This is a genomic window from Lentzea sp. NPDC051838, from assembly GCF_040681245.1.
GTDB lineage: Bacteria > Actinomycetota > Actinomycetes > Mycobacteriales > Pseudonocardiaceae > Lentzea.
Genome location: NZ_JBFAYI010000003.1, coordinates 1 through 26,051 on the forward strand (window position 1 = coordinate 1; position 26,051 = coordinate 26,051).

Below are 26,051 nucleotides of genomic sequence, written 5' to 3' on the forward strand. Positions count from 1 at the left end.
GTTTCGCGTTGTTGTGCTCTCGTTCGGCTCGGCTTCGCCATCGCCGCTTGCCTTCGGCTTTGCGGGAGTGCCGCGCGTGCCGCGCGGGACGTTGTTCGCTCGTGGCTGGCTCCCGGCTTGGCGCACAACGTTTCGGCGCAACGGGGCAGCCGACAATGGCTCAGCCGACAACGTCCCGACTGGCAATGGTCCGAGTGACAAATGATCCAGGCGACGACGACTCAGCACCCAATAGCCGGGATCCCAATGGCCAGCCTCACAATGGCCCGCCTTGCAATGGCCGCTCGCCTGGCGGTTCAGGCGGCGGTGTGGAGCTGGTTGCGTCTGGGTTTTCGTTCCGGGTCCAGCCATGGCGGCGGATAGAACGTCGGGATGCCGTGGATCAGCTTCACTTCCCACTCGCTTTGGTGGATCAGCGTGTGGTGGTGGCGGCAGAGCAAGACGGCGTTGTCGACTGAGGTGTCGCCGCCGTTGGCCCAGTACTGGACGTGGTGGGCATCGCAGTGCCGTGGTGGCCTGGCGCATCCCGGGAAGGCACAGCCTCGGTCTCTCGCGACCAGGATGCGGCGGATTCCCGCCGGGAAGGTGCGGGTTTTGCGGCCGATGTCCATCGGCTGCGACTGGCCGCCCAGGACCAGCGGGATGATGCCCGCGTTGCAGGCTAGCTGGCGGACCTGGTCGGCCGGGATGCGCTCGCCGTTGTCCAGCAGAGCGTCGCCGGTCTTCGCAGCTAGGTCGTCGTAGCTCATCGTGAGCGTCAGGGTGACCGGTTCGCCGCCGTGCTCCGGGAGCTGGTCGGCGCGGACCATCAGGTTGACCAGCTCCGCGAACGCCTCGCCTTCGCGTTCAGAACGGTCGCGCTGGTCCGGGCCTTCGCCGGTGTCGGGGCGGGGCTTGGCCAGCGGGTCGAGGGCGGCTTCGTAGGCGGCGCCGGTGACCTTGTCCAGCAGGGCGCGGATCTCCAGCATGCCGTCCTTGCGCCAGCGCTTGTGGTGCTGATTGACCAGCCGCTCCGGCTGGGGCGCGGCTGGCTCGGGGTCGTCCTGGTAGAGGCCGTAGGCCAGGCTCTTGCCGAAGTCGCCAATGGCCTTGGGCTCGTGCTCGCGGGCGAAGTCCACGACGAGGGTCTCGACCTTGGCGGGCAGGTGCTTCATCGCCTTGGCGATCTCCGCGACGTGCGCGATCGACAGCGCACCCTCGGCTGCGGCCGAGGCGGTCTCGGGGAGCTCGGGAGCAAGCTCGCTGCCGGTCGGAGTGATCGTGCTGCTCAACAACGCGGCATTCGCGACCATCTGCCTGGCGGTGTTGCGGTCGCAGCGAATCGTATGCTGCAACACATACGCCACATCCTTATAGCCAAGCTCAGGACCGGCTCCGCGCCGCTCCAACTCGGCGATTTCCTGCATCTGGTCGAAAAGCTCCGCCCGCATCCTCTTCTCCCGGCTGACGATGCTGGCCAGCAGCGCGTCAGTCGAGAGGAGTTGGACGGGAGTTTCGCTCACGTGTTCGACTCTACCGCAAGATCACGACCGGATAACGCGAAAAAGAAGACACTATCGTGTGAACCGCTCGAACGAGAGCATCGCAACGCGGGAAACCGGTGATAACCGCAGCCTAAAAACGAAGACGCAATCACGCACGCGAAGTGATTGGGGCTTGGCTTTGGGTGCGAGGTGCTACCCTTTTCCGCCCGACACAGCGCCTTGCAAGGGACCCGAAGTCAAGCCCCAGTCGCAATCGTCGCGAAGCGGCGATGACGAAACCAAAGCCCGTCATTGTTTGCACGTCGGCGCGGTCAGCTCGCCTCGACTGGTGGGAGATCGTCGTCCAGCCAGTGCAGCGAACCGATGGGATTGGTCACGCGGTCGGCGCGGTGGAAGATCGCCTCGCCCGCCGCGTGCCAGCCGTGGTCTGGCAGATCGACGGCCAGCAACGCGTCGAGGTCCGCGAGCACCGCGTTCTGGTCGCCGTCGGCCAGGTCCGTCGTCGACCACAGGTCGGTCAGCTCGCTGCGAAGTCGTTGCAGCGCCTCGCGTTGCACCTGTTCGGCGCGCTCGTGTTCACCGGCGGCGAAGAGCATGCGGCCGAACTGGATCAGCTCGATGGTCAGCTGGCCTCGCCGGCTCACCGCGTAGTTCGGGCCGGTGAACTCCTCGCTGCCGCGCTGGAGCTCCAGTTCCTGCTCCATGAAGCCGACGGCCGTGTGGAAGTCGCCGAGGTGTGCGTGGGCGTAGGCGAGCACGGTCAGGGCGGTGGACAGGTCCTCGCGGCTGCCGATGTCCTGGTTGCGTTCCCTGGCCACGTGACCGGCCTCGATCGCGTCGGTGTAGCGGCCCTGCTGGTACAGGCACTTGGCGGCGACGCTGAGCAGGCCGCGTTCGAGGTCCATGCGGTTCTCGGTGCGGAAGAGCTCGCGCGCCAGCTCGACCCGGTCGAGTGCGGCGTCGGTTTGCTTGACGGCGGCGAGCACGCCGACTGCCTGGCGGTGGACGTACGCCTCGGCGAGGCGGTCGCCTACTGTCGCGAACGCCGCCGCGGCGTCGTCCATGTAGCCCAGGCACGTCTCGATGTCGTTGTACCACCAGGCGACCCTGGCGAGGCCGCGGTAGGCGTAGCCGGCGCCGCGCTGGTCGTTGGTCTGGTGGGCGGCTTGCAGGGCGATCTCGTTGCACAGAGCCAGGTCGTCGATGCGGCCTGCCCAGTCGAGGTAGCGGCGCAGGTACCAGGTGAGCTGCCAGGCGTGCCGTTCGAAGCCCGTCTCGGCGGCGCGGCGGATCAGGGTCAGGACCGTCTCGTAGGCGGAGTGGAACATGGTGACCGAGGACTGCTCGTCGAAGGCGCGGGGTGGCAGCACGCCCGGCGCGATCTCGATCGGTGGTGGCTGGTCCTCGTTGTGCGGGTCCATGGCCAGAGTGCCCGCGTGGGTGAGCAGCAGGTAGTGGTCGAAGAGACGGCGGTGGGCCGCGAGGATCTCCTCCGGGCTCTCGGTTCCCTCCAAGAGCTCCCTGGCGTAGTCGCGCAGCAGGTCGTGCCAGCTGTAGCGGCCGCGTTGCGGGGTGAGCAGGCACGCACGCGTCAACTCCTGCATGACGGCGGTGGTCTGGCTCAGCGTGAGGCCGATGAGGCTCGCCGCCGCGTGCGGGCTGAACTCGGCGCCCGGCAGCAACGACAGGCGCCGGAACAGTTGTGCCGCTTGGGGAGTGAGAGCGCGGTACGACCACGACAGCAGTGAGCGCAGGTCAGTGCTCGGGTCGGCGGCGCCCAGCACGTCCAGGCGGTTCTCGGCGTGGTGCGTGAGCTGGTCCAGCGCGTCGGAGAGCGGCAGCCTGGGGTTGTTGGCGATGCGGGCGCAGACGACGGCGAGCGCCAGCGGGAGTCGGGCGCAGGTGTCCGCGATTTCTTTGACAGCACCGGGTTCGGCGGCGACACGGCTCGGGCCGAGGCGTGCGGCCATCAGCTCGGCGGACTCCTGGTCGTCCATCAGGTCCAGCGTCACGGTGTGGGCACCGGTGGTGGCGACGAGCCCGGTCAGCTCGACGCGGCTGGTGATCAGTGCGAGGCAACGCTTTCCGCCTGGCAACAAAGGCAGAACCTGTGCGCTCGTCCGCGCGTTGTCCAGCAGCACCAGGACGCGGCGGTCGGCCAGCGCGCTGCGGTAGAGCGCCGTGAGGGCGTCGACGCTGGTGGGCCTGTTGGTCTTGGGCACACCCAGCGCGTCGAGCAGCTCGGCGAGCACCTCCTCCGGTTTCCTTGCCACACCACCGGCTTCGAAGCCGCGGAGGTTGACGTAGAGCTGACCGTCCGGATAGGACGGTGCCGCGTGGTTCGCCCAGTAGACCGCGAACGTCGTCTTGCCGACGCCCGCCGTGCCGTGCACGACCGCGACGCCAGGAACCGGTGGGGTGACGAGACGCGTGGTCAGGTCGTCGAGCTCGGTGCGCCTGCCGACGAACATGGGCAGCGCGGCGGGCAGCTGCGCGGGACGGATCACGGGCGGCGGCAGGAACGGCGGCAGGCCCGACTCCGGCGGCGCGATCGGCAGCAGCGTGGTGTCCGCGGTCAGGATGCGTTCGTGCAGCGCGCGCAACGACGGGCCGGGGTCCACGCCGAGCTCGTCGCGCAGGGTGACGCGCAGCCGTTCGAACACGGTGAGCGCCTCGGCCGGGCGGCTCGCGCGGTACAGGGCGAGCATCAGCAGCTCGTGCACCCGTTCCCGCAGCGGCTCGGCCTCCGCGAGCGCGGTCAGCCGTTCCGCGACCTCGGTGCTGTGGCCCAGTTCGAGCTCCAGCTCGGCGAGCGTCTCGATGGTCTGGATGCCGAGGCGCTTGAACCGCTGCCGTTCGGTCTCGGCCCATTCGCCCGGCAGGCCCGCGAGCGCGTCGTCGTGCCACTCACCGGTGGCTTCGCGCAGCAACGCCACCGCGCGGTTCGGGTTGTCGTGCGCACGCGCCTCGGCGGCGGCCTGGCGCGCGGCGAGGAAGCGGCCGAGGTCGAAGGCCTGGTCGTCGATCCTGAGCTGGTAGCCGTTGCCGACCGAGCGCAACGGGTTCAGCGTGCCGGTCTCGTCGTCGAACACGCGGCGCAACCGGTGCACGTACGTCCGCACGGTGCCGCGTGCGGCCTGGGGTTCCCGATCTCCCCACAGCGCCGCGATGATCTCGGGTACCTGCACGACCCGGCCGCGGGCCAGGGCCAGCACGGCGAGGGTCAGTCGCTGCTGGGGTGAGCCGACGTCGAGCTCGACCCCGCCCCGCCACGCCCGCACGGAGCCGAGCACCGCGAGCGCCAGACCCTTGCCGGCCTGCGGAAGCTCGTCGCTCGCCTCCGACAAGTTGAACGCGACCATGGGCGCATGTTACGTCCCGATGCCCCGTTCGGCCCAATGCCTCAGGGGCACAATTCATTGCGCCGATTACCCTTCGCCGGTTTCGTCACGCTGACGTGCGGCTGGGACGTCCCGGCGTGAGAGCGCGCTCGCGAATCCCGGTCCGCGGCTCGGCGTGGCGGGCTCCGGCGGACGGTGAGCTGACTGATCAATCAGTTATAGCTGGAAAATCACGGTGTGGTCGCGCTTCCACGGTTCCGTCTCATTACGGCGGGTGTGGCGGCAGGGTGTCAACGGCCTGCCGGCCCGGTTCGGGCCCGTTTCGTCGTTCGGTCGAGCCGAGTCCCTGACGTGCGGATTCCTCAGGTTCTGCCGTCTCGTACCCGCTGGTACTGAAAAGTTCTTCAGATTTTTGGTGGACGATCACGCCCGTTTCCCGGTACGACCGTCGCGAATTCGTTGACAGTGCGTCGACGGCGCGTTGACAGATCTGTGTTGTCCTCCGCCCCGAAAGGTGTAGTGGCGCTGGAGAGGTGACCGATGAGTTCGCAAGCGATGGCAGGTGCAACGACCGCAACCCCCGTTCGGGTGGCGGTGACCGTGCTGGCGGGTGATGCACGGCTGGCCGGTGAGGTGGTCGCGTCGCTGAACGTGCGCCGGGACGCCGGGGTGCAGGTGGCCGAGCACGACGACGCGGACGTCGTGGTGGTGCTGGCCGAGCTGGTCACCGACGCGGTGGTGGACGAGCTGGCGGCGTGGGAACGCGCGGGACAGCGGATCGTGCTGGTCGCGGGCCCGTTGCGGGAGCGGTACCTGCCGCGCCTCTTCGGTGCCGGCGTGGTGAGCGTGCTGCCGTACCGCGACGTCAACGCCGGACAGGTCATGCGCGCGGTGCTCGCGAGCTCCGCGGGCCGGGCGGTCGTGCCGGACGTGCTGGTGCGCTGGCTCGTCGACGAGGTGCGGTCGTCGCAGTACGACCTGCTGGTGTCGCAGGGAATGCTGGCCGGTGGGCTGACCGAGCGCGAGGTCGAGGTGCTGCGCCGGCTGGCCGAGGGGTACGACACCAGCCGCATCGCGAGCGAGCTCAACTACTCCGAGCGCACGATCAAGAAGATCATCCAGGACGTCATGAGCCGGCTGCGCTTGCGCAACCGCGCGCACGCCGTTTCGTACGCCATGCGCGTCGGCGCCATTTGAGACGACCCCGTGGCACGAACGGGCTTGATTGAGAGGTTTCCCGGTCATCCCCGCCGTCGCAGTGGTCTAGAGCTGTACGACGCCGAAATACCCTCGCCGGCGTGACGACACCACCGGTCGAGCAGTGCGCCTGCTGCGGCGCCGCGATCACCAGTCCCGGTCGGATCGACCTGACCGTGCCTCTGCCCGACGGTGCCATCGCGTCGGAGGAGACGAACCCCAACGCGGCCTTCCTGCGCTTGGAGACCGGGCAGACGTTCGTGCGGTGCTCACTCCCGGTGGCGCTGACCGGCGGCACGACCCTGATGTACATGACGTGGCTCGAACTGGGCGAGAGCGACTTCGAGCGCGCCGTCACCGCGTGGCGTGACTCCACATGGGACGGTCTGGTGCTGCACGGCACGCTGGGCAACGACCTCAAGCCGTGGACCGCGGAACTGCGCGGCGCGGAGGTGATGGCCTCGGTCCGCGCGATCGACGAGGTGCCGACGGTCGTGAACTCGGATCATCCTGTGCTGCACCGGATGCTGACCGAGACGTGGGACCGCGACGTCGTGCTGAGCTGGTTCCCCGACGCGCTGCCGGTCGCGATCCGCGCGAGGGTCGCGCGGCACTGGAGCCTCGAACGCGGCGAGGGCATGATCGCCGGCCTGAACGACGGCACGTGGCGGTTCGGCGGGCAGGGGCGCTCGGTGTTCGTCGACGTGCTGACCGACGACCGGCGGCGCTCGCCCGCGGAGTTCCTGCACGACCTGCTGGACGGCGCGCCCGACGTGCCCCCGGAGCAGACGCTGATCACGCCCACCGCCGACGACATCACTCACGCTTTCTGGCTCGACACGGTGGTCGACGGCGTGCCGCAGCGCGATTTCTACGCGCACGTGGTTCGGGAGGGCACGGCGTTGAGTCTCGGTGCTTTCTACCGCGATCCGGACGACCACAAGTGGGCTCTTCACGTACTGCGTTCCGTCACTCATCACGGGTGAGAAACGATTTGTGGTCGCTTGCGAAATGAGACGGCGGCGGGTATGTGAACAATCGGGCTTTGTCGCAGGTGAAGTGCGGTGAGAACCCCGTCGAAAGTAGGGTTTTCGGGCCCAGGAGCTCGGGTGATGTCTAGAAGGGCACACAGTCGCGGCGCTTTCGGGCAGTGCTGGTTGCGTGAGCTGCGTCTCCCCGATTAGCGTCCGGAGCCGGGAGCGAGAGCGCTCCCACCGTTGAAGCGCATTCAAGCGATAACGATGTTTCGGTGGCCGCTGCCCGCATTCAGGGCGTTGACCGGCGACGTCGTGGGATTCATTGAGGAGTTGAGCAGCGATGACTAGTGCCGAGAACTCGGTAACTAGGGAGGGAATGCTCGCCGCGGCGGAGCGGATGGGGCAGACCCTGCGCACTGTCCAGACCGAGCGCGGCGAGGTCGAGACCTCCATCAACAGCCTGTCCGCCACCTTCACCGGTTCCGCGGCCAACGAGTACCGCCGGGCGTTCTCCGGCTGGTTCGCCAACGTCGCCGAGATCGAGGCGGCGCTGAGCGAAATGATCCGCATCATGCAGGACGGCGCCGAGCACGTCGGCAAGAGCGACTCCGACACCACGACCGAGGTGACGGAGGGCTCCGGCCGGATGAACAACGCCTTCGCCGGCGGCCTTTCCGGTCTCTAGAAAGGGAACCAACCGTGTCTCAGCCGACCTACACCTACAGCAGCGGCATCAACCAGAACGTCGCCGCGAACATCATGGACGCCAACCAGCGCGTCAAGCGGGAGCTGGACCAGCTCCACACCGACCTGCAGGCCTCGCTGTCCGCCTGGCAGACCCCCACCTCGAGGGACGCGTACAACCAGCGCAAGTCGCGCTGGGACAACGCCGCCAACGCCATGCCCGTGTCGCTGCAGATCGGGTCCGAGGTGCTGACCGGTGTCACGAACCGCATGAACCAGACCGAGACGGCCATCACCGACAGCTGGAGCTGATCGCCGCTGCGCCCGCGGCCGGGTGGACCGGTCCACCCGGCCGCGGCACCGCGACTGAAGTCCTTTGACAGCAACGATGAAGGAGGTGTGGTGAATGGCGGACTACAAACCCGGCGACGTGGTGTACGACCTGCCCGACGGTACGAGTCACGGTGGTGGCCACGACGGGTGGGACTTCGTCAGCGCCACCATGCAGGACGACGGCCGGTGGCTGCTCAAGTACGACAACGGTGACACCGTCTACTCGGGAGGGTCGACGCCCACCCCGCCGAAGCCGGATCCCAACTGGCAGCCGGACACGAGCGGCTCCCAGCAGGGCGACCCGTGGGACATCTACAAGGGTTCCCAGCCGCCGTTCCCGCCCGCGCCGAACGTGCCCGGCGGCACCGAGACGCCCGGCAAGGGCGTCAACGTCATCTCCGTCGACGCGATCAAGCTCTACGCCAACAACATCCGGGCGTTGAAGCCGGTGATCACGCAGGCGATCAAGGAGCTCGACGACCTCGCGGCGCGGGGCTTCGGTCCCGGCAACTTCGGTGCCGCGAACAACTTCAAGTCCAAGGTGTTCGGTGCGGCCGGCGGGCAGAGCGGTGCGACGCTGCTCGCGTCCACCCGTCAGGTGTTCGTCGAAGCGGAGACGATCATCAACGAGGTCGCCGCGCGGTGTGACGAGATCGCGACGAAGTACAAGAACGCGGACGAGCTCACCGAACTGGACGCCAAGGAGTTCACGCAGATGGTGTCCAACGTGAAAGCCAAGGTCGACAACATGCCTCTGGGCGCTGCGGCCTGACGAAGTTCTTCACCAGTCGGGGCCGGCCGGGCGGGCCGGACCCGGCACACCACGTTCGGCGGTGCGTGGTTCGGAGTCCCTGACTGAAGGTGTGGGTGTGCGATGCCTCCCGGCGTGTACGACAAAGACGGGTTCAAACTCGGTCCCAACGGCGGGATCTTCGCGGATCCCACCGCGAACCTGACGGACAACAGGGACTTCGAGAGCTGGGACTGGAAGCAGATCAGGGCCGCCGTCGTCGGCTACTCTGCCGCGCCCGCTTCCGCCGTCCCCACGAGCACACCCTTCGCGGATCCGGACTCGATCCGCAACGCCTCCGTCGTCTTCAACCGTGCGCGCGCGGCACTTCAGCACGTCAGCGACAACGTCCGGTTGCAGACCGAAGCGCTCGCGGGCGAGAACGGCGCGTGGAAGAGCCCCGCGTCCGAGGCGTTCCGCTCGATGAACCTCCTCTTCGCCGCCAAGCTCGAGGCCAAGGCCGAGCAGATCAACGGCGGTGAGTTCGTCGGCACGAACAACGTGCCCGCGCAGCTCTGGAACAGCGGCAACTACCTGGAGTGGGCGCAGGAGGCGATCAAGGCGATCGACGTCGCCTACGCCGACTACGTCCGGTCCATCGGCGTCACCATGGGCAACGGCCTCGCGCGGATCTCCGACTACCCCGAGCTCGTCACGCAGCTCGGCGAGGACATGAAGAAGATCGTCCGCGTGCTGGCGCAGCAGTACACCATGAACACCAACAGCGTCACGCCGCCGAACCCCTCCGACTTCGGCGCCGGCCCCCAGCCGCCCGGCACCGGTGGCAACCAGCCGCCGCCCAACCTCCAGGACATCCCGCCGCCTCCCGGTGGCTCCGGTGGTGGCGGTGGCGGCGGGAACCCACCGCCCAATGTGGACATTCCCCCGCCTCCCGGTGGAGAGGGCGGTGGTTCCGGCGGTGGCGGTGGTGGTGGCGGCAACCTTCCCCCACCTCCGAACCTCAACCTGGCCGGGCCTCCCGGAACCGGTGGTGGCTCCGGTGGTGGTGGCGGCGGTGGCGGTGCGGGCAACATCCCGCCGCCTCCGTCCGTCAACGTGCCGCCCCCGCCCGGCTCGGGTGGTGGTGGTCCTGGTGGTGGCAGCAACGGTGGCGCTGGGAACATCCCGCCGCCTCCGTCCGTCAACATCCCGCCGCCGCCCGGTTCGGGTGGTCCCGGTGGTGGAAACAACGGTGCCAACGGCAACCTGCCGAAGCCGCCTGCGCTCAACGTGCCGCCGCCTCCTGGTTCGAGCGGCAACAACGGTGGAAGCAACGGCGGCAACAACCTGCCGAAGCCTCCGTCCGTCAACGTGCCCCCGCCTCCGGGATCGACGGGCGGCAACAACGGCGGTACCGGCAACATCCCGAAGCCGCCGGCGTTGTCCGTGCCCCCACCGCCCGGCAGCGAGGGTGGTACCGGCAACCTGCCGAAGCCTCCCGGCGTCAACGTGCCTCCGCCGCCCGGCAGCGAGGGCGGCTCGAACACGGGCACGGACATCCCGAAGCCGCCGCCGCTCAACATCGACGGGCCTCCCGGCTCGAACACCGGCACGGACAAGGGCGGCGCGGTGCCGCCTCCTCCGATGGTGCCGCCGCCCTCGGGCATGGGTGGCGGGCCCGGCGGTACCGGGTCCGACCGGCCGGACTCGTCCGGTCTGCTCGGTGGCGTCAAGAAGCCGTGGGAAGCGGGTTCTCCGCCTCCGCTCGGCGACCCCGGTGGCATCAAGCCGCCGGTGACCAAGCCGGAGGACTGGGCCGCGCCGCCGTCGCAGGGTTCCAGTGGCGGCAACGGTTCCCAGGTTCCGCCGCCGCAGGCGCCGATGATGCCGCCGCCCTCAGGGATGGGCGGGCAGCCCGGTGGCTCGAACGCGGAACGGCCGGACTCGTCGGGTCTGCTCGGTGGCGAGAAGAAGCCGTGGGAGGGCGTCAAGCCGCCCGCGCTCGACCTCAGCCAGGTGCCGCCGCCCGTGTCGGGGCCGGAGGACTGGGCCGCGCCGCCCGCCGGGTCGGGCAACGGCACCAGCGTGCAGGTTCCGCCTGGCGCGCCGATGATGCCGCCGCCGTCCGGCATGGGTGGTCAGCCCGGTGGTTCGAATGCCGAGCGGCCGGACTCGTCGGGTCTGCTCGGTGGGGAGAAGGAGCCGTGGGAGGGCGTCAAGCCGCCCGCGCTCGACCTCAGCGAGTTGCCTCCGCCTCCGGTGTCGGGGCCGGAGGACTGGGCGACCGGTGGAGACAAGGACGGGGCTATGCCGCCGGGTGTCGTGCTGCCGCCGGGTGTCCAGGTGCCTCCAGGTGCAGGGGTGCCGCCGGGTGCTCAGGGGTCGTCCGGGGTGAAGGTGCCGGCCGTCGACCTGGCGAACCCGCCGGGCACGTCCGGCCTGCTGCCCGCGACCGATCTGGCGAACCCGCAGGGAACTCCCGCGGTGTCCCAGCCGGGACAACAGGTTCCGGCCGGTGGCATGCCACCGATGATGCCTCCCGGCGCGGGTGCGCCACCCGGCACGGGTGCGGACCGGCCGGACTCGTCCGGACTGCTCGGCGGGATCAACGAACCGTGGACCGGGGCGGGCGACGCCGGCAAGGTCGGCGGCACCTCGGACGTGTCGGTGTCGGCGACGCCGGAGTCGTGGGCGCTCACGCACACCGACCCGGAACCGGAAATCGTCGATCCGGTGATTCCCGGTGAGGAAATCGGTGCGCTGCCTGGGGAACCGGCCGAGCCCGTCGCTGAGCCCGTCGCGGAAGTCGACCTGACCCCCGCGGCCGCACCAGCCGGCTGGGCAGCGAGCTCCGACGTCGTGCCGGCCGTGCAGGAAGGGCCGTCGGTCGCGCAGACCGCCGCCGTGCTGGGCGCGAGTGCCGTCACGGCGGCGGCCGTGCTCGCCACGACCACGCCGCGCGCCACGGACTTCCCGCACGTCGACGCGGACGGCAAGGTCAAGGACGACGACAAGGCGGGCGCGCTGGTGCTCGCAGGTGGTGCCACGGGACCGTTGCCCGGCGTCGACTCGGTGGTCGTCGTGCGGCCGGACGAGGCGGCGCAGGACACGAGCGCGTGGGACACCGGCGGCATGGACTTCCTGTTGCCAGGACTGACGATGCCGCTCGTCGTGGCCAGGTCCGACAAGTCGGGCTGGGACACCGAGGAGCCGAAGTCCGAAGTGGAGCTTGACGAAACTCCTTTGTGGGAGCCGGAACCCGCGCTCGCCACCTACCGGCGGCGCAAGGCTGGCGAGGAAGGGCCCACCGTCGTCGACAGCTTCGTGACGGACCTGTCGTGCGGTGACGAGTTCACGGTGCCGCCGGACCAGCGCGACGAGTGGCTGGCCGCGGAGGCCGAGCGCGCCGAACGGCTGGAGCGCGGCGAGGAAGACGACGAGGACGCCGAAGAAGAGGAGCGTTCCGCGGCCGATCTCCTCAACGAGAGCGACTCGGCGTGGGGCGGCTCGAAGGCCGTGAAGCCGACGGGAGTCCTCGAATGACCAAGAAGGAGCGAGTCTGATGGCGACCGAGACGGTCAAACGTCCCCCCAGGGTCGCCGGTCCCGAGATGCCGACCGGGCAGATCGAGCTGCAGGAACCCCCTGTGCTCGCGGAACCCGCGACCCGGGACATCGCGTCCATGATGATGTTCCTGCCCATGGGCCTCGGCTCGATGGTCATGATCCTGGCCTTCTCCGGTGCCGGTGGCAGCTCGCCGATGACGTACGTCATGGGTGGCGGCATGGGTATCGCGATGATCAGCATGGGTCTCGGCCAGATGGGCAGGGCCGCGGGCGACCGCAAGAAGAAGATGGCGGCCGAGCGGCGCGACTACCTGCGCTACATCGGTCAGATGCGGGCCCGCACCCGTTCCACGGCCGACGAGCAACGCGCTGCGGTGCTGTGGAACAACCCCACGCCGGGGTGGCTCTGGTACATCGCGAGCGGCTCGCGGCTGTGGGAGCGCAGGGCGAGCCACGAGGACTTCGGCCGGGTGCGCATCGGCCTGGGCGCGCAGCAGGCGGCGCTGGAACTGGTGCCGCCGACCACCAAACCGATCGAGGACCTCGAGCCGCTGTCCGCGATCTCCCTCAGGCGCTTCAGCGAGGCCTACCGGACGGTGGCCGGCATCCCGATCGCGGTGGGGCTGCGCAGCTTCACGAGCGTCGAGTTCGCGGGCGACATCGACAAGGCACTGGGCCTGGCCCGCGCCATGCTCGCGCAGCTCGTCACGTTCCACGCCCCCGAGGAGCTGCGCATCGCGGTGCTCACCTCGGAGGAGACCAGGACCGAGTGGGACTGGATCAAGTGGATGCCGCACACCGCGCACCCCGCGGCACGCGACGACGCCGGTCCTATCCGCATGCTCGCGTGTGACCACGACGAGCTGATGGACTTGCTGGGCAAGGAGGTCACGGACCGCAGCCCGCACGACAAGGCGGCGGCGCCGAGCAACTCCGAGCCGTTCATCGTCGTGGTCGCGCACCTCGCGACCGTTCCCGAGTCGTCACGGCTGTTCGACGTCGGCCTGCGCAACGTGGTGCTGCTCGACATCACCGGCATGCTGCCCGGTGGCGCGAAGGTGCTCAGGCTCACCGCCGTCGAGGACCGGGTCGAGTTCCCGTCCGGTGACGGCACGGGTGTCGCGTCGCGCGACGAGCTGAGCCTGGTCGAGTCCGAGGTGCTGGCGCGGACGCTGGCGCCCAAGCGCACCAGCGGTCACGTGGAGCTGGTCGAGCGGTCGCTGGAGTCCGACTTCGAGCTGACGACGTTGCTGGGCATCCGCGACGTCAACACGTTCGACATCAACCACCAGTGGCGGCCCCGCAACGCCCAGCGCGCCCGCATGTCCGTGCCGATCGGTGTCACGGAGGAGGGCGAGGTCGTCGAGCTCGACCTCAAGGAGTCGGCGCAGGGCGGCATGGGTCCGCACGGACTCGTCATCGGTGCCACCGGTTCCGGCAAGAGCGAGCTGCTGCGGACCCTGGTGCTGGGGCTCGCGGCGACGCACTCGTCGGAGATCCTCAACCTGGTGCTGGTGGACTTCAAGGGTGGCGCGACGTTCCTCGGCATGGATCGGCTGCCGCACACCTCCGCGGTGATCACCAACCTGGCGGACGAACTGCCGCTGGTCGACCGCATGCAGGACTCGCTCAACGGCGAGATGATTCGCCGCCAGGAACTCCTTCGCGTCAGCGGTTACCCGTCGTTGTTCGAGTACGAGAAAGCCAGGGCCGCCGGCGAGCCGCTCGCGCCGTTCCCCACTCTGCTGCTGGTGGTCGACGAGTTCTCCGAGCTGCTGGCGAGCAAGCCGGAGTTCATGGACCTGTTCGTCTCGGTAGGACGGTTGGGCCGAAGCCTGGGCGTGCACCTCCTGCTTGCCTCGCAACGACTTGATGAAGGCCGCATCCACCGCGTCGAGGGTCACCTCTCGTACCGGATCGCGCTGCGCACGTTCTCCTCGATGGAGTCCCGCAGCGTCATCGGTGTCGCGAACGCCTACGAGCTCCCGCCGGAGCCCGGCAACGGCTACCTCAAGATCGACCAGACGAACCTGGTGCGCTTCAAGGGCGCCTACGTCTCCGGCCCGGCTCCGGTGCCGCACGCCGAGACCGCCGCCGAGGAGAAGGCAGCCCAGGAGATCGTCCCGTTCGCCACGCACGCCCGGCCGTTGCGCCAGCTCATCCTCGTGGAGGAGGAGAAGGCGGAGGAGCCGGAGGCCGACACCACAGCGCAGGCCAACACGGTCAGCCTCGCCGACGCGTTCATCGGACGGCTCCAGGGTGCCGGTCCCGCCGCGCGTCAGGTGTGGCTGCCGCCGCTCGCGGAGTCGCCGAGCCTGGACTCGTTGCTGCCCAGCGTGTTGCCGGACCAGTTCCGCGGCATGAACGTCGAGGACCCGGCGATGCAGGGCAAGCTGCGCGCGCCGCTCGGCATGATCGACCGGCCGTACGAGCAGGTGCGCGAGCTGATGGTCGCGGATCTGTCCGGTGCGGACGGTCACGTGGCCGTGGTCGGTGCGCCGCAGTCCGGCAAGTCGACGCTGCTGCGCACTTTGGTGCTGTCGCTGGCGATGACGCACACGCCGACCGAGGTTCAGTTCTACGGCCTCGACTTCGCCGGCGGCGGCATCATGTCGATCGCGGGCCTGCCGCACGTCGGTTCCGTCGCGACCCGCCTGGAGCACGACAGGGTCGTCCGCACGATCGCGCAGTTGTTGCTGCTGATCGAGAGCCGCGAGACCGAGTTCACCACGCGAGGCCTGGAATCCATGGCCGCGTACCGGGAGATGCGGCGCACGGGCGAGCTCACCGACCCGTACGGCGACGTCTTCCTGATCATCGACGGCTGGTACACGGTCAAGCAGGACTTCCCCGACCTGGAGCCGCGGATCAACGAGCTCGCGGTGCGCGGTCTGTCGTTCGGCATCCACGTGATGATCGGCGCGAACCGCTGGTCGGAGATCCGGCCCGCGTTGCGCGACGTCATCGGCAGCAAGTTCGAGCTGCGCCTCGGCGACCCGATGGAGTCCGAGGTCGGGTCCCGCAAGGCGCAGACCGTGCCGTCGCAGCCCGGCCGCGGCCTCACCCCCGCGGGCATGCACTTCCTGTCCGGCCTGCCGCGGATGGACGGCAGCTCGGACACGGAAACGCTTGCCTCGGCGACGAAAGCGCTCGCCGAGGAGGTCGCGACGTTCTGGCCCGGCCCGCCGGCCCCGCCCGTCCGGATGCTCCCGCCGCTGCTGCCCGTCGCCGATCTGCCTCGTCCGGAAGGCGATCTGCGGATCGCGATCGGCCTGGACGAGCAGCGGCTCGAGCCCGTGTGGCACGACTTCGAGCAGAACGCGCACCTGCTGGTGTTCGGCGACAGCGAGACCGGCAAGACCAACGCGCTGCGCATGGTCGTGCAGTCGATCATGTCGCACTACGGGCCGGACCAGGCGAAGTTCCTGCTGGGAGACCCGAACCGGCAGCTCGACACGCTGGTGCCCGAGGCCTACCGGGTCGGCTACGCGATCACCGGTGACACGCTGAAGGACCTGACCAGCAAGGCCGCCGTCTCGATGTCTCGCCGCGTTCCCGGTGAGGACGTCAGCGCCGACCGGCTGCGGCGGCGCGACTGGTGGGACGGCCCGCAGTTCTTCCTCGTCATCGACGACTACGAGCTGTTCGGCATGGGCATGGGTTCGCCGATCGACGCGTTGCTGCCGATGCTCGCGCAGGGTGTCTACATCGGACTGCACGTCATCATCGCGCGCAGCACGTCCGGCGCGATGCGGGCGCTCAGCGACCCGGTGATCCGCCGCATGTGGGAGCTCGGCACGCCGGGCATCGTCTTCTCCTACCCCAAGGAAGAGGGCAAGTTCCTCGGCGAGGCGATGCCGCGCAAGCTCGTGCCGGGCCGCGCGCAGCTGGTGAACCGCAAGGGCGTCCGCCTCGTGCAGACCGGGTTCGTGCAGGTGCCCGTTCCGTCGGCGGCAGGGGGATGGCAGTGACCGAGACGAACGAGAGCAAGAGGAAGCTGTCATGACGAGCGCGCAGGCGGAACTCTGCCGCATCACCGTGTTCGGGCCCGCCGGACGGGCCGACCTCGCGGTGCCCGTCTCGATCCCCGTCGCGGGTCTGCTGCCGGTGCTGCTCAAGCACACGACCGACCCCAACGACCACATCGTCGCGGGCGTCGAGGTCACCGGCGAGCGGTCCTGGGTGCTGCAGCGACTGGGCGAGGCCCCGCTGGACCCCGAGGGCACGCCGGAGAGCCTGGAATGGCTGGAGGGCGAGACGTTCTACGTCCGCCCGGCCGCGAACCCGTTGCCGGAGCTGGCTTTCGACGACATCTCCGACGGCATGGCGGTCGCGCTGGGCCGGCAGAAGGACCGCTGGAAGCCCGAGTTCAGCCGGTGGCTGTTCCTCACGCTCGGCGTCGGCGCGACGGCGGTGATGGCCGTGCTGGCGGCGAATGCGGGCTCGACCCTGGCCACGGCTCTCACGACGGCGATCATCGGCCTGCTGCTCGCGGGCGCGTCCGTTCCGGTGTCCCGCAAGATCGAGGACCAGCCGCTGGCACTCGTGTTTGCGGTGCCGGGTCTCGCACTTCTCGCTCTCGCCGGGGCCTACGCAGCGAACGGCGTCGACGCGGCGTTCGACCTCAACCCGAGCTCGGTGGCGTGGTGGGGACTGACTTTGGCGGTCTCGGCGGCCGGGTTGTTCGGTGCTTCCGTGCTGTGGGCGCCCAAGCTTCCCGTGGTGCCACTGGGCGTGCTGATGGGTGCGGGGTTCTCCGCGTTCCTCGGCATGCGGGCCTACCTCGACATGGAGCTGGCGCCCGAGACCGCGGCCGGGGTGTACTCGGTGATCGCGCTGGCGGTGCTGATCGGCGTGCCGAAGCTGGTGATCAGGATGGCCCGGCTGCGCGGGCCGCAGCTGCCGCGCACGGCGGAGGAGCTGCAGTCCGACATCGACCCGCTCGACGCGGAGATGATCATCCAGCGCACCAAGAACGCCGACCGCTACCTGACCTCGTTCATGGTCACCGCGGCGCTGGTGTTCACGTTCTGCTACCCGGTGCTGTTCGACGCTCCCGGCTGGGCGCCGACGACGCTCGGCATTCTGGTCACCCTCTCCGCTTTGGTGCGCTCCGGCGGTTTCCTCAACGCGTGGCAGCGGATCGCTTTGGTGGCGGCAGGCGTGATGGGCCTGGTGCAGCTGCTGTTCACGTTCGGCGGCCAGCTGACGTTCGGGTGGCGCGTGGTCGTGCTGTCGTGCGTGCTGGTCACGTTGATCGCGCTGGTGCTGGCCGTGCTGCGACCGCCGACACGACGGCTCGTGCCGATCTGGGTGCAGCGCGCGCACTGGATCGAGTCTTTGGTCGCCGCCGCCACGATCCCGGTGCTGCTGCAGATCCTGGGCGTCTACGCCTGGGTGCGCGGATTGGCCGGGTGAGCTCGTGCAGACGCAGAAGGACCACGTCCACGCCTACCAGTTCCTGATGCAGCGGATGACGACCGCGCTGACGGTCGGCGACCCGAGCAACATGGAACCGCCGACCAGGCGTGGCCGTTCGGGTCTGCTCACCGGTGCGGTGATCGCGCTGCTGATCGTGATCGGGTTCGGCATCTACGGGCTGATCGTGCCCGGTGGCAACAGGGTCTGGCAGCAGAAGGGCGCCATCCTCGTCGAGAAGGAGTCCGGCACCCGGTACGTCTACGTCAACGGGATGCTGATGGCGACGCCGAACCTGGCGTCCGCGATGCTGATCCAGGGTTCCGGCAACAAGGTCAGCCTGATCTCGCGCAAGTCGCTGGAGGGCTTGCCGCGCGGGCCGCAGATGGGGATTCCCGGCGCACCCGACACCGTGCCGCGTCCGCAGGAGCTGCTGCCGCCGTCGTGGCTGCTGTGCCCGACCGCGCCGGTCGAGGGCGGAAAGCCCGGCGTCAACGTGAACTTCGATCCGGGCGAGCAGTCCGCGTGGATGCCGGACGACCGGTACGCGGCGGTGCAGTCCTCCGACGGCAAGCTCTACGTGATCTGGAAGGACACCAAGCACCTCGTCCCGGACGCGAACTCGTTGGTGGTCTTCGGTTTGGCCTCGACGCCGGCGCCGCGCGTGCCCGACGTGTGGCTCAACATCATCCAGGACGGTCCGGCACTCACGCCGGCGGTCATCCCGGACGCTGGCAAGGCCGGGCTGACCGTGGCCGGCAGCCCGCGCAAGATCGGCGATCTCTTCACGCACGATCCCGGTAACGGGACCGAACAGCGTTATGTGCTGGTGGACAAGGGACTCGCGCCGGTGTCCGCGACCGAGTTCGCGCTGCTGAAGGCCCAGCCCGGCAAGGCACCGGTCGCGATCGACGCGCAGCAGATCCTCACCGCGCCGTTCTCCCCGGACCAGTCGATGCTCACGCGGTTGCCGGACGTGGTCGGCAAGAAGCCGCTCGACGAGTCGATCGGCCACCCGTGCCTGAAGCAGGAGGGCCGGGGCGCCGACGTCATCAGCTACATGGTGACCGTGCCGGGCGCGCACAAGTGGCCCGCCGGCACGTGGGTGCCGACCAACCGGGGAACTCTGGTGGCGGAGATGCCGATCCCCGCCGGGCAGAAGAACCCGGACCGCTACCTGATCACCGAGCGCGGGAAGCGCTTCCTCGTTCCCGACGACAACTCGATCCAGGCGCTCGGCCTGGGCGGTGTGCAACCGGTTCCGATGCGCACCGAAGTGCTGTCCACGATTCCGGCCGGCCCTGCGCTCACACGCAGCTCCGTGGTCGTTGAACAGGGAGGATGACGGCAATGGCGATCATGACCCGCGACCGGGAGACCGGCGGTGGTGAGTTCGGGCTGACCAAGCACACCATCGGCAACGCTCTCGTGGTCTACCCGGTGGGCAACATGACCAAGGCGGCGCAGGACCTCGCGCTCAACGTCGCCGCGGACACGGAGAACGACCTCGTCGTGGTCGATCTGCCGGTGAGCTCACCGATCTCGATGTGGGAGTCCGTGGCGCAGGTGCTGCCGAAGCGACGGCGCGGTGTGCGCCTCGTGATCGGCGGACGCTCGCGCGAGACGACCGCGCTCGCGGGTCATTGGCTGGCAGAGCGGTTGAAGCGCACGGTGCTGGTGCCGGACGGGCCGGTGCTGCGGGGTGCGGGCGGATCGCTGTTCGTCCATTCAGGACCGGCGAGCGGCTGGGTTCGGTGCAGTCCTGGCAAGCCGCCGAAGCTGGAGGCCAAGCGCTTCCCGCGGCCTGGGTGGGACCACGCGCTGATGTCGGAGAACTTCCCGACCAGCGCGCGCGGTATCGCCGAGCCGTTGCCGAGCGGCATCTGGATCCGGCCGATCGGGGACGACCCGCGGTTGCGGGCCAACCGGTTGCGGCTGATCGAGACCATGCCGTGCCAGCCGGACCTCGTCACCGTGGTGCTCGGCAGCCCCGGTGGTATTCCGCTGAGCGAGCACGACGTCGCGTTGATGTGGCGCGAGCTGCCCGAGTCGTTGTACGGCCGGGTGCGGTTCGTCCAATATGGACCGATGTCGGTTCCTCGTGGCGTGCTGGGCCAGACGATCGCCGACGCGCTCGGCCGTGAGGTCATCTTCTTCTCCGGCATGCCGATCGGTCCCGCGGTCGCGCCGGAGATCTTCACCGTGCGCCAGGACGGCAGCCTCGGCTGGCACGCGTTCGCGCGGGAGCTGAAGTACCGGCCGCGCGCTTCGGAGACCGACGAGCCGTCCGTGCCCAAGGTCGTCACGCACCGGGCGCCGATCCCCGGTGCCCGTGAGATCGAGCCCGGCGTGTACTGGTACTCGGTCGACGCGGTCGTCGAGGTCGTCCAGTCCGGACTGCTCGTCCGCCCGCCCGCCGCGACGGCTCACGTCGAGGCCATCCGGGCTATTCCGACCGACCCGGCGACCCACAACCTCATGTACGAGGCGGATTCCGAAGCCGACATCGACAGGATGGAGTACCTCGCGGGGGATCTGTCCCAGCGGCTCGGCAACTCCGTCCGCACGATGTCGCGCGTGCTGCACGCGCGGTCTCTGCTGAACTCGCAGCCTCGGTCGTTCTCGCAGATCGCCGCCGGGTTCGCCGACACCGCCAGCTCTGCCGGGATCTTCGACCGGAGCGAGGAGGCGTCTCTCGCGGCGCTGCCGGCTCCCGTCGAGATGACGACGGTGATCCGCGCGGTGGGCGCGCCGCCGGTCGAGGAGAAGGTGGAGGAGGTCGTGGAGCCGCCCGTTGAACGGGTGGTCGAGCAGGTTCCCGTCCAGGTTCTTCCGCCGGCGCCTCCACTCGCGCTGTCCGCACCGGTCGCGCCTCCGGTGATCGAGTCGGCTCCGGTCGTGTTCGACGCGCCGGTGCAGCCGCCGGGCCTGGGAGTGGCTTCGATCGCGGCTGTGCTGGCTGAGCCTGAGCCTGAGCCTGAGCCTGAGCCCGTGGCTGTGGCAGTCGCGCTCGCGCCACCAGTCGTGGAACCCGAGCCGGTGGAGAAGCCCGCGCCGCAGGTCGTCGCTGAGCCCGTGGCCGCACCGCAGCCGGTCGCACAAGCGATCGCGCAGCCCAAGCCCGTCGCCGTGGCCGCTCTCGCGCGGCTGCAGCCCGTTCCCGCACCCGAAGCGACCGGCCTCCTGCCCAAGCGGGGCATCGAGGACGAGCGCGCCTGGCTGCGTCGCACGCTGGCCGCCGAGTACGGTGTGCTGTCGAACTCGGTCGCCCGCATCCTCTCCGAGCACCCCGGTTTCCAGGGCGCGCTCTCGCGGTCGTCGGCCGAGGTGCTGACCGACGCGGTCGCCGTGCAGCTCTACCTGACCGGCCGGGGCAAGGCTGTCGACGACGCGTTGCGCACGGCCGCGGTGGGTCCTCATGTTCCGTTCGCGCGTTGTGTCGTGGCGGGTCTGAGCAGGCTGCCGTCGCATCGCGGTCCGGCGGTGTTCGTCGCGTCGCCAACGCCCGGCGAGTTGGACCTCTATCGCGACCACAAGCTGGTGACGGAGTGGGGTTTCCTGCACGCGCTCACCGGTCTGCCGGCGGACGCGAAGGGTGACGTGGACGTGCTGGTGTGGTCGATGACCGCGCGGCGCACCAAGCTCCTCGAAGGCCAGAACGGCGTGCCGGAACGCGTGTTGTTCGTGCCCGGCACCAGCTTCAAGGTGCTGGAGATGACCGAGCCGCAGTCCGACGGCGCCCGTGGCCGGATCCTGTTGCGCGAGCTGACCGCCGTCGAGATCGACGCGCAGGGCAGGGTCGACCCGAACCGCATCTCGCTGGACGAGCTCGCGCTGAACTCGTTGCGCCGTCAGGTGGAGCAGTGGGCCGGTGGCGGCTCGCAGGTCCAGCTGGACCCCGCCGCGGCTGACCGTTTCGGCGCATTGCCCGGCCTGGCCTGAGGATTGGTGAACCGATGAACCGACAGTTGCTCACCGTCGCGAGCGACCGTGCTGGCGCGTTCCCGTCCATCGGCGCCGCGCTCGGCAGCGCGCTCCCCGGCGCCATGATCTCGATCGCGCCCGGCCGGTACGAGGAGAACCTGGTCGTCAGCAAGCTCGTGACGCTCAGCGCCGAGAACGGCTCCGGCACGGTGGAGATCGTCGCGAAGCAGGGCAGCGTGCTCGTCGCTTCGGCGGAAGCCGTGCAGCTCAACGGGTTGACGCTGCGGTGCGAGGACGCGCAGCTCGCCGGGGTCGACGTCGTGCGCGGCGAGGTCGCGTTCGACAGCTGTGATCTCGGCGGTTCGTCGTGGGCGACGCTGTACGCGCGCGGCACCGGTGCGATCGCGTTGCGCGGGTGCACGGTGACCAGTGCGGCCGGCGCGGGCATCGTGACGTCCTCCCCGTCGGTCAGCACGATCGAGGACACGCAGATCGTCGACGCCGGCTCGTCCGCGGTGGTGGCGACCGAACGCGGGTCCGTCGTGCTGCGCCGGTGCGTGATCACCCGGCCGCAGGGCAACGGCCTGTGCGTCAACGGCGCGGGCACGATCCAGGCCGAGCAGTGCGAGATCACCGGCGCGGCCAAGCCTGCCGTCGTGGCCGAGCAGCAGGGCGCGCTGAAGCTCTCGCAGCTCACCGTGTCCGGCAGCCAGAACGTCGACCTGTACCTGATGAGCAAGGGCCGGGTGTCCATTTCGGACTCTTCGTTCGACGGTGCCGCCGTGCAGTCCGCGCACATCGCGGGTGCTTCGGAGCCGGTGTTCTCCGGGTGCAGGTTCACCGGTGTCGGCCGTACCGCGATCCAGGTCAACGGCGCTTCCTCGCCTCGGTTCACGGACTGCCAGGTGGGGGAGTCGCCGGTCGGTGTCGCGGTGGACGAGGGCAGCTCGCCGCGGTTCGACCGCGTGAAGCTGAACGGCATCGCCCAGATCGCCGTGCACGTGGGCGCGGAGTCGAAGGCCGCGTTCTCGGGGCTGCGCATGGGTTCGAGCACCGGACGTGGTCTGGTGGTCGTGGGCAAGAGCGTGATCAGGTTGTCCGACATCGAGCTGGACTCGGCGGCCGAGACGGCGCTGGACGCCTCCGAGGGGTCCACTGTGGATGCTTCTGACATGCGGATCGCGTCGACCGCCGAGGCCGCGATCCTGTTCGGTGGCGGTGTTCGGGCGACTTTGACGTCGTTGCTGGTGCGTGGCGGTGGTTTGCGTGCCTCGGACACGCAGATTTCCATGCAGGACAGCGAGTTCGTCGGTGCACGTGGGCATGGTGTCGATCTGCGTTCGGGTGCTGTGTCCACGCTGACGCGGTGTCGTGTGTTGTCCTCCAAGGGAACGGGCGTGAGCTTCTCGTCCGGTGCTGGTGGCACGCTGACCGAGTGCGAGGTCGTGGGCAGCGCCGAGGACGGCATCAGTCTGGACACCGCGGAACCGGTGCTGCTGAGCCGTTGTGTGGTGCGGGAAAGCCGCGGGACCGACGTGCGCCGGTTCGGTGAGGACCGCGTGACGATCGAGGAACCCGTTGGGGCGCGGGCACCTCAACAGCCTGCCTCCGTTGCCGCCACCGTGGCCGCGCGGGCTGATCGTGAGGCCGTCGCTCCGGCGCCCGTGCAGGACGCGGGTGTGGACATGCCGCTTTCGGGTCCATTGGCCGAGCTGGAGACCCTCGTCGGGTTGAGCGGGGTCAAGCGCGAGGTCACCGGGCTGATCAACCTCATCAAGATGTCCCAGGTGCGCAAGGAGATGGGGCTGCCGATGCCCCCGATGTCGCGCCACCTGGTCTTCGCGGGGCCTCCCGGTACCGGTAAGACGACCGTCGCCCGGCTCTACGGCACTGTGTTGGCCGAGCTGGGAGTGCTGGAGAAGGGCCACATGGTCGAGGTCGCGCGCGCGGACCTCGTCGGCCAGTACATCGGTTCCACGGCCATCAAGACCACCGAGGTGGTCACGAAGGCCATCGGTGGCGTGCTCTTCATCGACGAGGCGTACACGTTGTCGGCGCAGTCGGGCGGGTCCGGTCCGGACTTCGGCCAGGAGGCCATCGACGCGCTGATGAAGATCATGGAGGACCAGCGCGAGTCGATCGTCGTGATCGTCGCCGGGTACTCCGAGCTGATGGAGCAGTTCCTGGAGTCGAACCCCGGTCTGGCGTCCAGGTTCACCCGCACGATCGAGTTCCCGAACTACAGCGTCGACGAGCTGGTCACGATCACGTTGGGGTTGTGCCGCAAGCACTACTACGAGATGACCGAGGACGGTCTGCAGGCGCTCACCGACTACTTCGAGCGGGTGCCGAAGAACTCGACGTTCGGCAACGGCCGTGTGGCGCGCAAGCTGTTCGAGGCGATGGTGAACAACCAGGCGTCTCGGTTGGCGACCGCGCCGCCGTCCAAGGACTCGGAGATGAATCGCCTCACCGCGGCGGATCTGCAGTCCGAGATAGACGTGCTGCAGTCGGTGGTGGGGAGCGCTCCCACGCGCGTGGGTGAAGAGGTCGACCCTGCTGCCGCTGTCCAGGGGAGCGTGAGCTGGAAGCGATTCCACGCGATGGTCGGGCAGAGCGGCATCCGGGAGGCGGCGGGCACGAACCTGGTGCGCCTGGCCGGGTTGAAGCGCGGCAACCAGGCGATGGGGCACGCGGCGAACGTCGTGATCGGTGGCAAGCGCGGCAGCGGTCGCAGCGAGATCGCCCGGCTGTACGCGCAGGCGTTGTCGGAGCTTCAGCTGGTGCGGGTGGGGCAGGTGGTGCGCCGATCGGTCGCCTCCGACCTGCTGGCGCACTGGCCGGGGCAGGCGGAAAGCCTGGTGCGAACGGCTTTCGAGGACGCCGCCGGTGGTGTGCTCGTGGTGGATCTCGACGGCGATCCCGATCCGGACCACGCCCTTGAGGTGGCCGAGACGATGGCCGGGCACATGCTGCGCGGTGCTGCGGACCCGGTGGTGGTGCTGCTGGGCGAGCACAGCCGGTTGGTGCCGTTGTTCCAGCAGGTGCCGACGTTGGCCGACTGCTTCCTGGAGGGCTGGGACCTCGCACCGTACTCAGTGGACGAACTCGCTTCGCTTGCCGTGCGCGAGCTCGTCCGCCGTGGTCACGAGGTGCCGGACGAGGTGCGTGACGCCGTCGCTCTGCGGTTGGCGGACACCACCGACCGGGAGACCGTCTACCCGGCGCACAAGCTCGCTCGCCGGCTGGCTCGGACCGCCGCTTCGCGGACACTGGCCGTGGCTGACCTGCCTCCCGTCTCAGTTGGCGCTGCTACGGGGGGTCTGGGGCTCGCTCCGGTGGGCTGACTGTGGCCAAACGGGCACGGAGGTCTGCCCGGAATGCGCCAAGGTGACACCAGTCACTTGTGGCACGTCTAGACCACCTTCTTTACTCGCTGTCATTCGTGTTCTGTCGTTTCAGTGAGGAGCTCGCGTGTCGTCGTCTTTGCAGGACCAGCTCGAGCAGACTCTCGCGGAGTACCGGCAGAAGCGCGCGGATCTGCAGAAGATGCAGGCGCAGATGGCGACGATGTCGTCCACGGCCACCTCGCCGCGCAACGTCGTTTCGGCCACTGTGGACACCCACGGCCAGATCACCGCGATCGCGTTCCCCACCAACGCGTACAAGAACATGGCGCCCGCGGAGCTCGCTTCGGCGGTCTGCGACACCGTGCGCAAGGCGCAGACCATGGCGCGTGAGCAGCTGGTCGAGCTGATGGAGCCGATGATGCCCGCCGGGATGTCCATGCGCGGCAAGGAACCCGGCAAGCTCGACATCGACCGTTTGTTCCCGGAGAACCCCGAGGACGGCGTGTTCTTCCGCGGACTTGGCGAGGGGGTCTGATGCCTTCCGGTGAGGTCAACTGGGCCAGCGTTCCCGGCCTTCGCCAGGCCGCTATCAGGATCGAGGCCGAGGCAGGCAGGTTCGACCGGGTCGTCTCGGATCTCTACGGCAAGGTCAACGCGACCGTCGTCAACCCGGAGACCTTCGGCGACGACAAGGGCGGCCGCGAGTTCTTCGCCAAGTGGGACAAGGACTTCCGCGACTGGGACTCCGGCGTCCGCGAGGTGAGCGGCAGCGTGAAGGCGACCGCGCACGGCGTCGACTCGATGGCCGACGCCGTGGACCGCACCGACAAGGACACGACGCAGATGGCCCACGACTTCAGCGGCGCGCTGAACGGTGGCGGTGGTCCTGGGGGTCTCCCGGACATCCCACCGCTTCCCCCGACTGGTTCCGGTCCTGGCTCTGGCTCTGGCTCTGGCAACACCGGCGGGCACAACATCCGGCATTAGAACGTGAAGGCATTGGTGCGATGAGGACGGGGGCGGTCTTACGTGGCTGTCCACGGCAAC

The 26,051-nt window shown here is 69.2% G+C and carries 15 protein-coding genes; 13 read left to right on the top strand and 2 right to left on the bottom strand.

The features are described from left to right. Nucleotides 1-296: 296 nt before the first annotated feature. Entirely contained in the window at nucleotides 297-1,430 is a 1,134-nt protein-coding gene (locus AB0M24_RS09085) for a DUF222 domain-containing protein (RefSeq protein ID WP_363763101.1), read from the bottom strand. A 365-nt stretch (nucleotides 1,431-1,795) separates the two neighbouring features. Next, nucleotides 1,796-4,846 (bottom strand): BTAD domain-containing putative transcriptional regulator, encoded by a 3,051-nt coding sequence (locus AB0M24_RS09090; protein WP_363763104.1) that lies wholly within the window; start codon nucleotides 4,844-4,846, stop codon nucleotides 1,796-1,798. Nucleotides 4,847-5,365: 519 nt separating this feature from the next. On the opposite strand from AB0M24_RS09090, the gene AB0M24_RS09095 reads away from it, so the two are divergent. From AB0M24_RS09095 to AB0M24_RS09155, 13 genes are all read left to right on the top strand, one after another. Next, nucleotides 5,366-6,022 (top strand): LuxR C-terminal-related transcriptional regulator, encoded by a 657-nt coding sequence (locus AB0M24_RS09095; RefSeq protein ID WP_363763107.1) that lies wholly within the window; start codon nucleotides 5,366-5,368, stop codon nucleotides 6,020-6,022. 101 nt (nucleotides 6,023-6,123) lie between these two features. Further along, nucleotides 6,124-7,008 (top strand): DUF2199 domain-containing protein, encoded by an 885-nt coding sequence (locus AB0M24_RS09100; RefSeq protein WP_363763110.1) that lies wholly within the window; start codon nucleotides 6,124-6,126, stop codon nucleotides 7,006-7,008. A 331-nt stretch (nucleotides 7,009-7,339) separates the two neighbouring features. Further along, a complete protein-coding gene (locus tag AB0M24_RS09105; RefSeq protein WP_363763113.1) occupies nucleotides 7,340-7,684 on the top strand; it encodes a WXG100 family type VII secretion target in 345 nt (114 codons plus the stop codon). A 14-nt stretch (nucleotides 7,685-7,698) separates the two neighbouring features. Further along, nucleotides 7,699-7,995, top strand: a complete 297-nt coding sequence (locus AB0M24_RS09110) for a hypothetical protein (protein WP_363763116.1) — start codon at nucleotides 7,699-7,701, stop codon at nucleotides 7,993-7,995. 94 nt (nucleotides 7,996-8,089) lie between these two features. Further along, nucleotides 8,090-8,788, top strand: a complete 699-nt coding sequence (locus AB0M24_RS09115) for a hypothetical protein (RefSeq protein ID WP_363763118.1) — start codon at nucleotides 8,090-8,092, stop codon at nucleotides 8,786-8,788. Between the two features lie 102 nt (nucleotides 8,789-8,890). Then, on the top strand, nucleotides 8,891-12,289 hold the full coding sequence (locus tag AB0M24_RS09120; RefSeq protein ID WP_363763120.1) for a hypothetical protein: 3,399 nt from the start codon (nucleotides 8,891-8,893) through the stop codon (nucleotides 12,287-12,289). A gap of 19 nt (nucleotides 12,290-12,308) precedes the next feature. Continuing rightward, a complete protein-coding gene (gene eccCa, locus AB0M24_RS09125) occupies nucleotides 12,309-16,283 on the top strand; it encodes a type VII secretion protein EccCa (RefSeq protein ID WP_363763123.1) in 3,975 nt (1,324 codons plus the stop codon). A 31-nt stretch (nucleotides 16,284-16,314) separates the two neighbouring features. Next, nucleotides 16,315-17,730 (top strand): type VII secretion integral membrane protein EccD, encoded by a 1,416-nt coding sequence (eccD, locus tag AB0M24_RS09130; protein ID WP_363763126.1) that lies wholly within the window; start codon nucleotides 16,315-16,317, stop codon nucleotides 17,728-17,730. A 4-nt stretch (nucleotides 17,731-17,734) separates the two neighbouring features. Continuing rightward, nucleotides 17,735-19,075 carry a type VII secretion protein EccB gene (gene eccB / locus AB0M24_RS09135; RefSeq protein WP_363763128.1) on the top strand — a complete coding sequence of 447 codons (1,341 nt, stop codon included), beginning with the start codon at nucleotides 17,735-17,737 and terminating at the stop codon, nucleotides 19,073-19,075. Between the two features lie 5 nt (nucleotides 19,076-19,080). Continuing rightward, nucleotides 19,081-21,672, top strand: coding sequence for a hypothetical protein (locus tag AB0M24_RS09140; RefSeq protein WP_363763131.1), 2,592 nt, complete (start codon nucleotides 19,081-19,083; stop codon nucleotides 21,670-21,672). 14 nt (nucleotides 21,673-21,686) lie between these two features. Further along, nucleotides 21,687-25,001 (top strand): right-handed parallel beta-helix repeat-containing protein, encoded by a 3,315-nt coding sequence (locus tag AB0M24_RS09145; RefSeq protein ID WP_363763134.1) that lies wholly within the window; start codon nucleotides 21,687-21,689, stop codon nucleotides 24,999-25,001. A 127-nt stretch (nucleotides 25,002-25,128) separates the two neighbouring features. Next, nucleotides 25,129-25,539 carry a YbaB/EbfC family nucleoid-associated protein gene (locus AB0M24_RS09150; RefSeq protein ID WP_363763137.1) on the top strand — a complete coding sequence of 137 codons (411 nt, stop codon included), beginning with the start codon at nucleotides 25,129-25,131 and terminating at the stop codon, nucleotides 25,537-25,539. Continuing rightward, nucleotides 25,539-25,991, top strand: a complete 453-nt coding sequence (locus tag AB0M24_RS09155; protein ID WP_363763140.1) for a hypothetical protein — start codon at nucleotides 25,539-25,541, stop codon at nucleotides 25,989-25,991. The genes AB0M24_RS09150 and AB0M24_RS09155 overlap by 1 nt, the downstream gene beginning before the upstream one ends. Nucleotides 25,992-26,051 lie beyond the last annotated feature (60 nt).

What these genes read in the sequence shown, in the direction of transcription:
- AB0M24_RS09085 (WP_363763101.1), bottom strand. Translation starts at nt 1,430, where the DNA reads ATGCGGGCGGAGCTTTTCGACCAGATGCAGGAAATCGCCGAGTTGGAG.
- AB0M24_RS09090 (WP_363763104.1), bottom strand. Translation starts at nt 4,846, where the DNA reads ATGGTCGCGTTCAACTTGTCGGAGGCGAGCGACGAGCTTCCGCAGGCC.
- AB0M24_RS09095 (WP_363763107.1), top strand. Translation starts at nt 5,366, where the DNA reads ATGAGTTCGCAAGCGATGGCAGGTGCAACGACCGCAACCCCCGTTCGG.
- AB0M24_RS09105 (WP_363763113.1), top strand. Translation starts at nt 7,340, where the DNA reads ATGACTAGTGCCGAGAACTCGGTAACTAGGGAGGGAATGCTCGCCGCG.
- AB0M24_RS09115 (WP_363763118.1), top strand. Translation starts at nt 8,090, where the DNA reads ATGGCGGACTACAAACCCGGCGACGTGGTGTACGACCTGCCCGACGGT.
- AB0M24_RS09120 (WP_363763120.1), top strand. Translation starts at nt 8,891, where the DNA reads ATGCCTCCCGGCGTGTACGACAAAGACGGGTTCAAACTCGGTCCCAAC.
- eccCa (WP_363763123.1), top strand. Translation starts at nt 12,309, where the DNA reads ATGGCGACCGAGACGGTCAAACGTCCCCCCAGGGTCGCCGGTCCCGAG.
- eccD (WP_363763126.1), top strand. Translation starts at nt 16,315, where the DNA reads ATGACGAGCGCGCAGGCGGAACTCTGCCGCATCACCGTGTTCGGGCCC.
- AB0M24_RS09140 (WP_363763131.1), top strand. Translation starts at nt 19,081, where the DNA reads ATGGCGATCATGACCCGCGACCGGGAGACCGGCGGTGGTGAGTTCGGG.
- AB0M24_RS09145 (WP_363763134.1), top strand. Translation starts at nt 21,687, where the DNA reads ATGAACCGACAGTTGCTCACCGTCGCGAGCGACCGTGCTGGCGCGTTC.
- AB0M24_RS09155 (WP_363763140.1), top strand. Translation starts at nt 25,539, where the DNA reads ATGCCTTCCGGTGAGGTCAACTGGGCCAGCGTTCCCGGCCTTCGCCAG.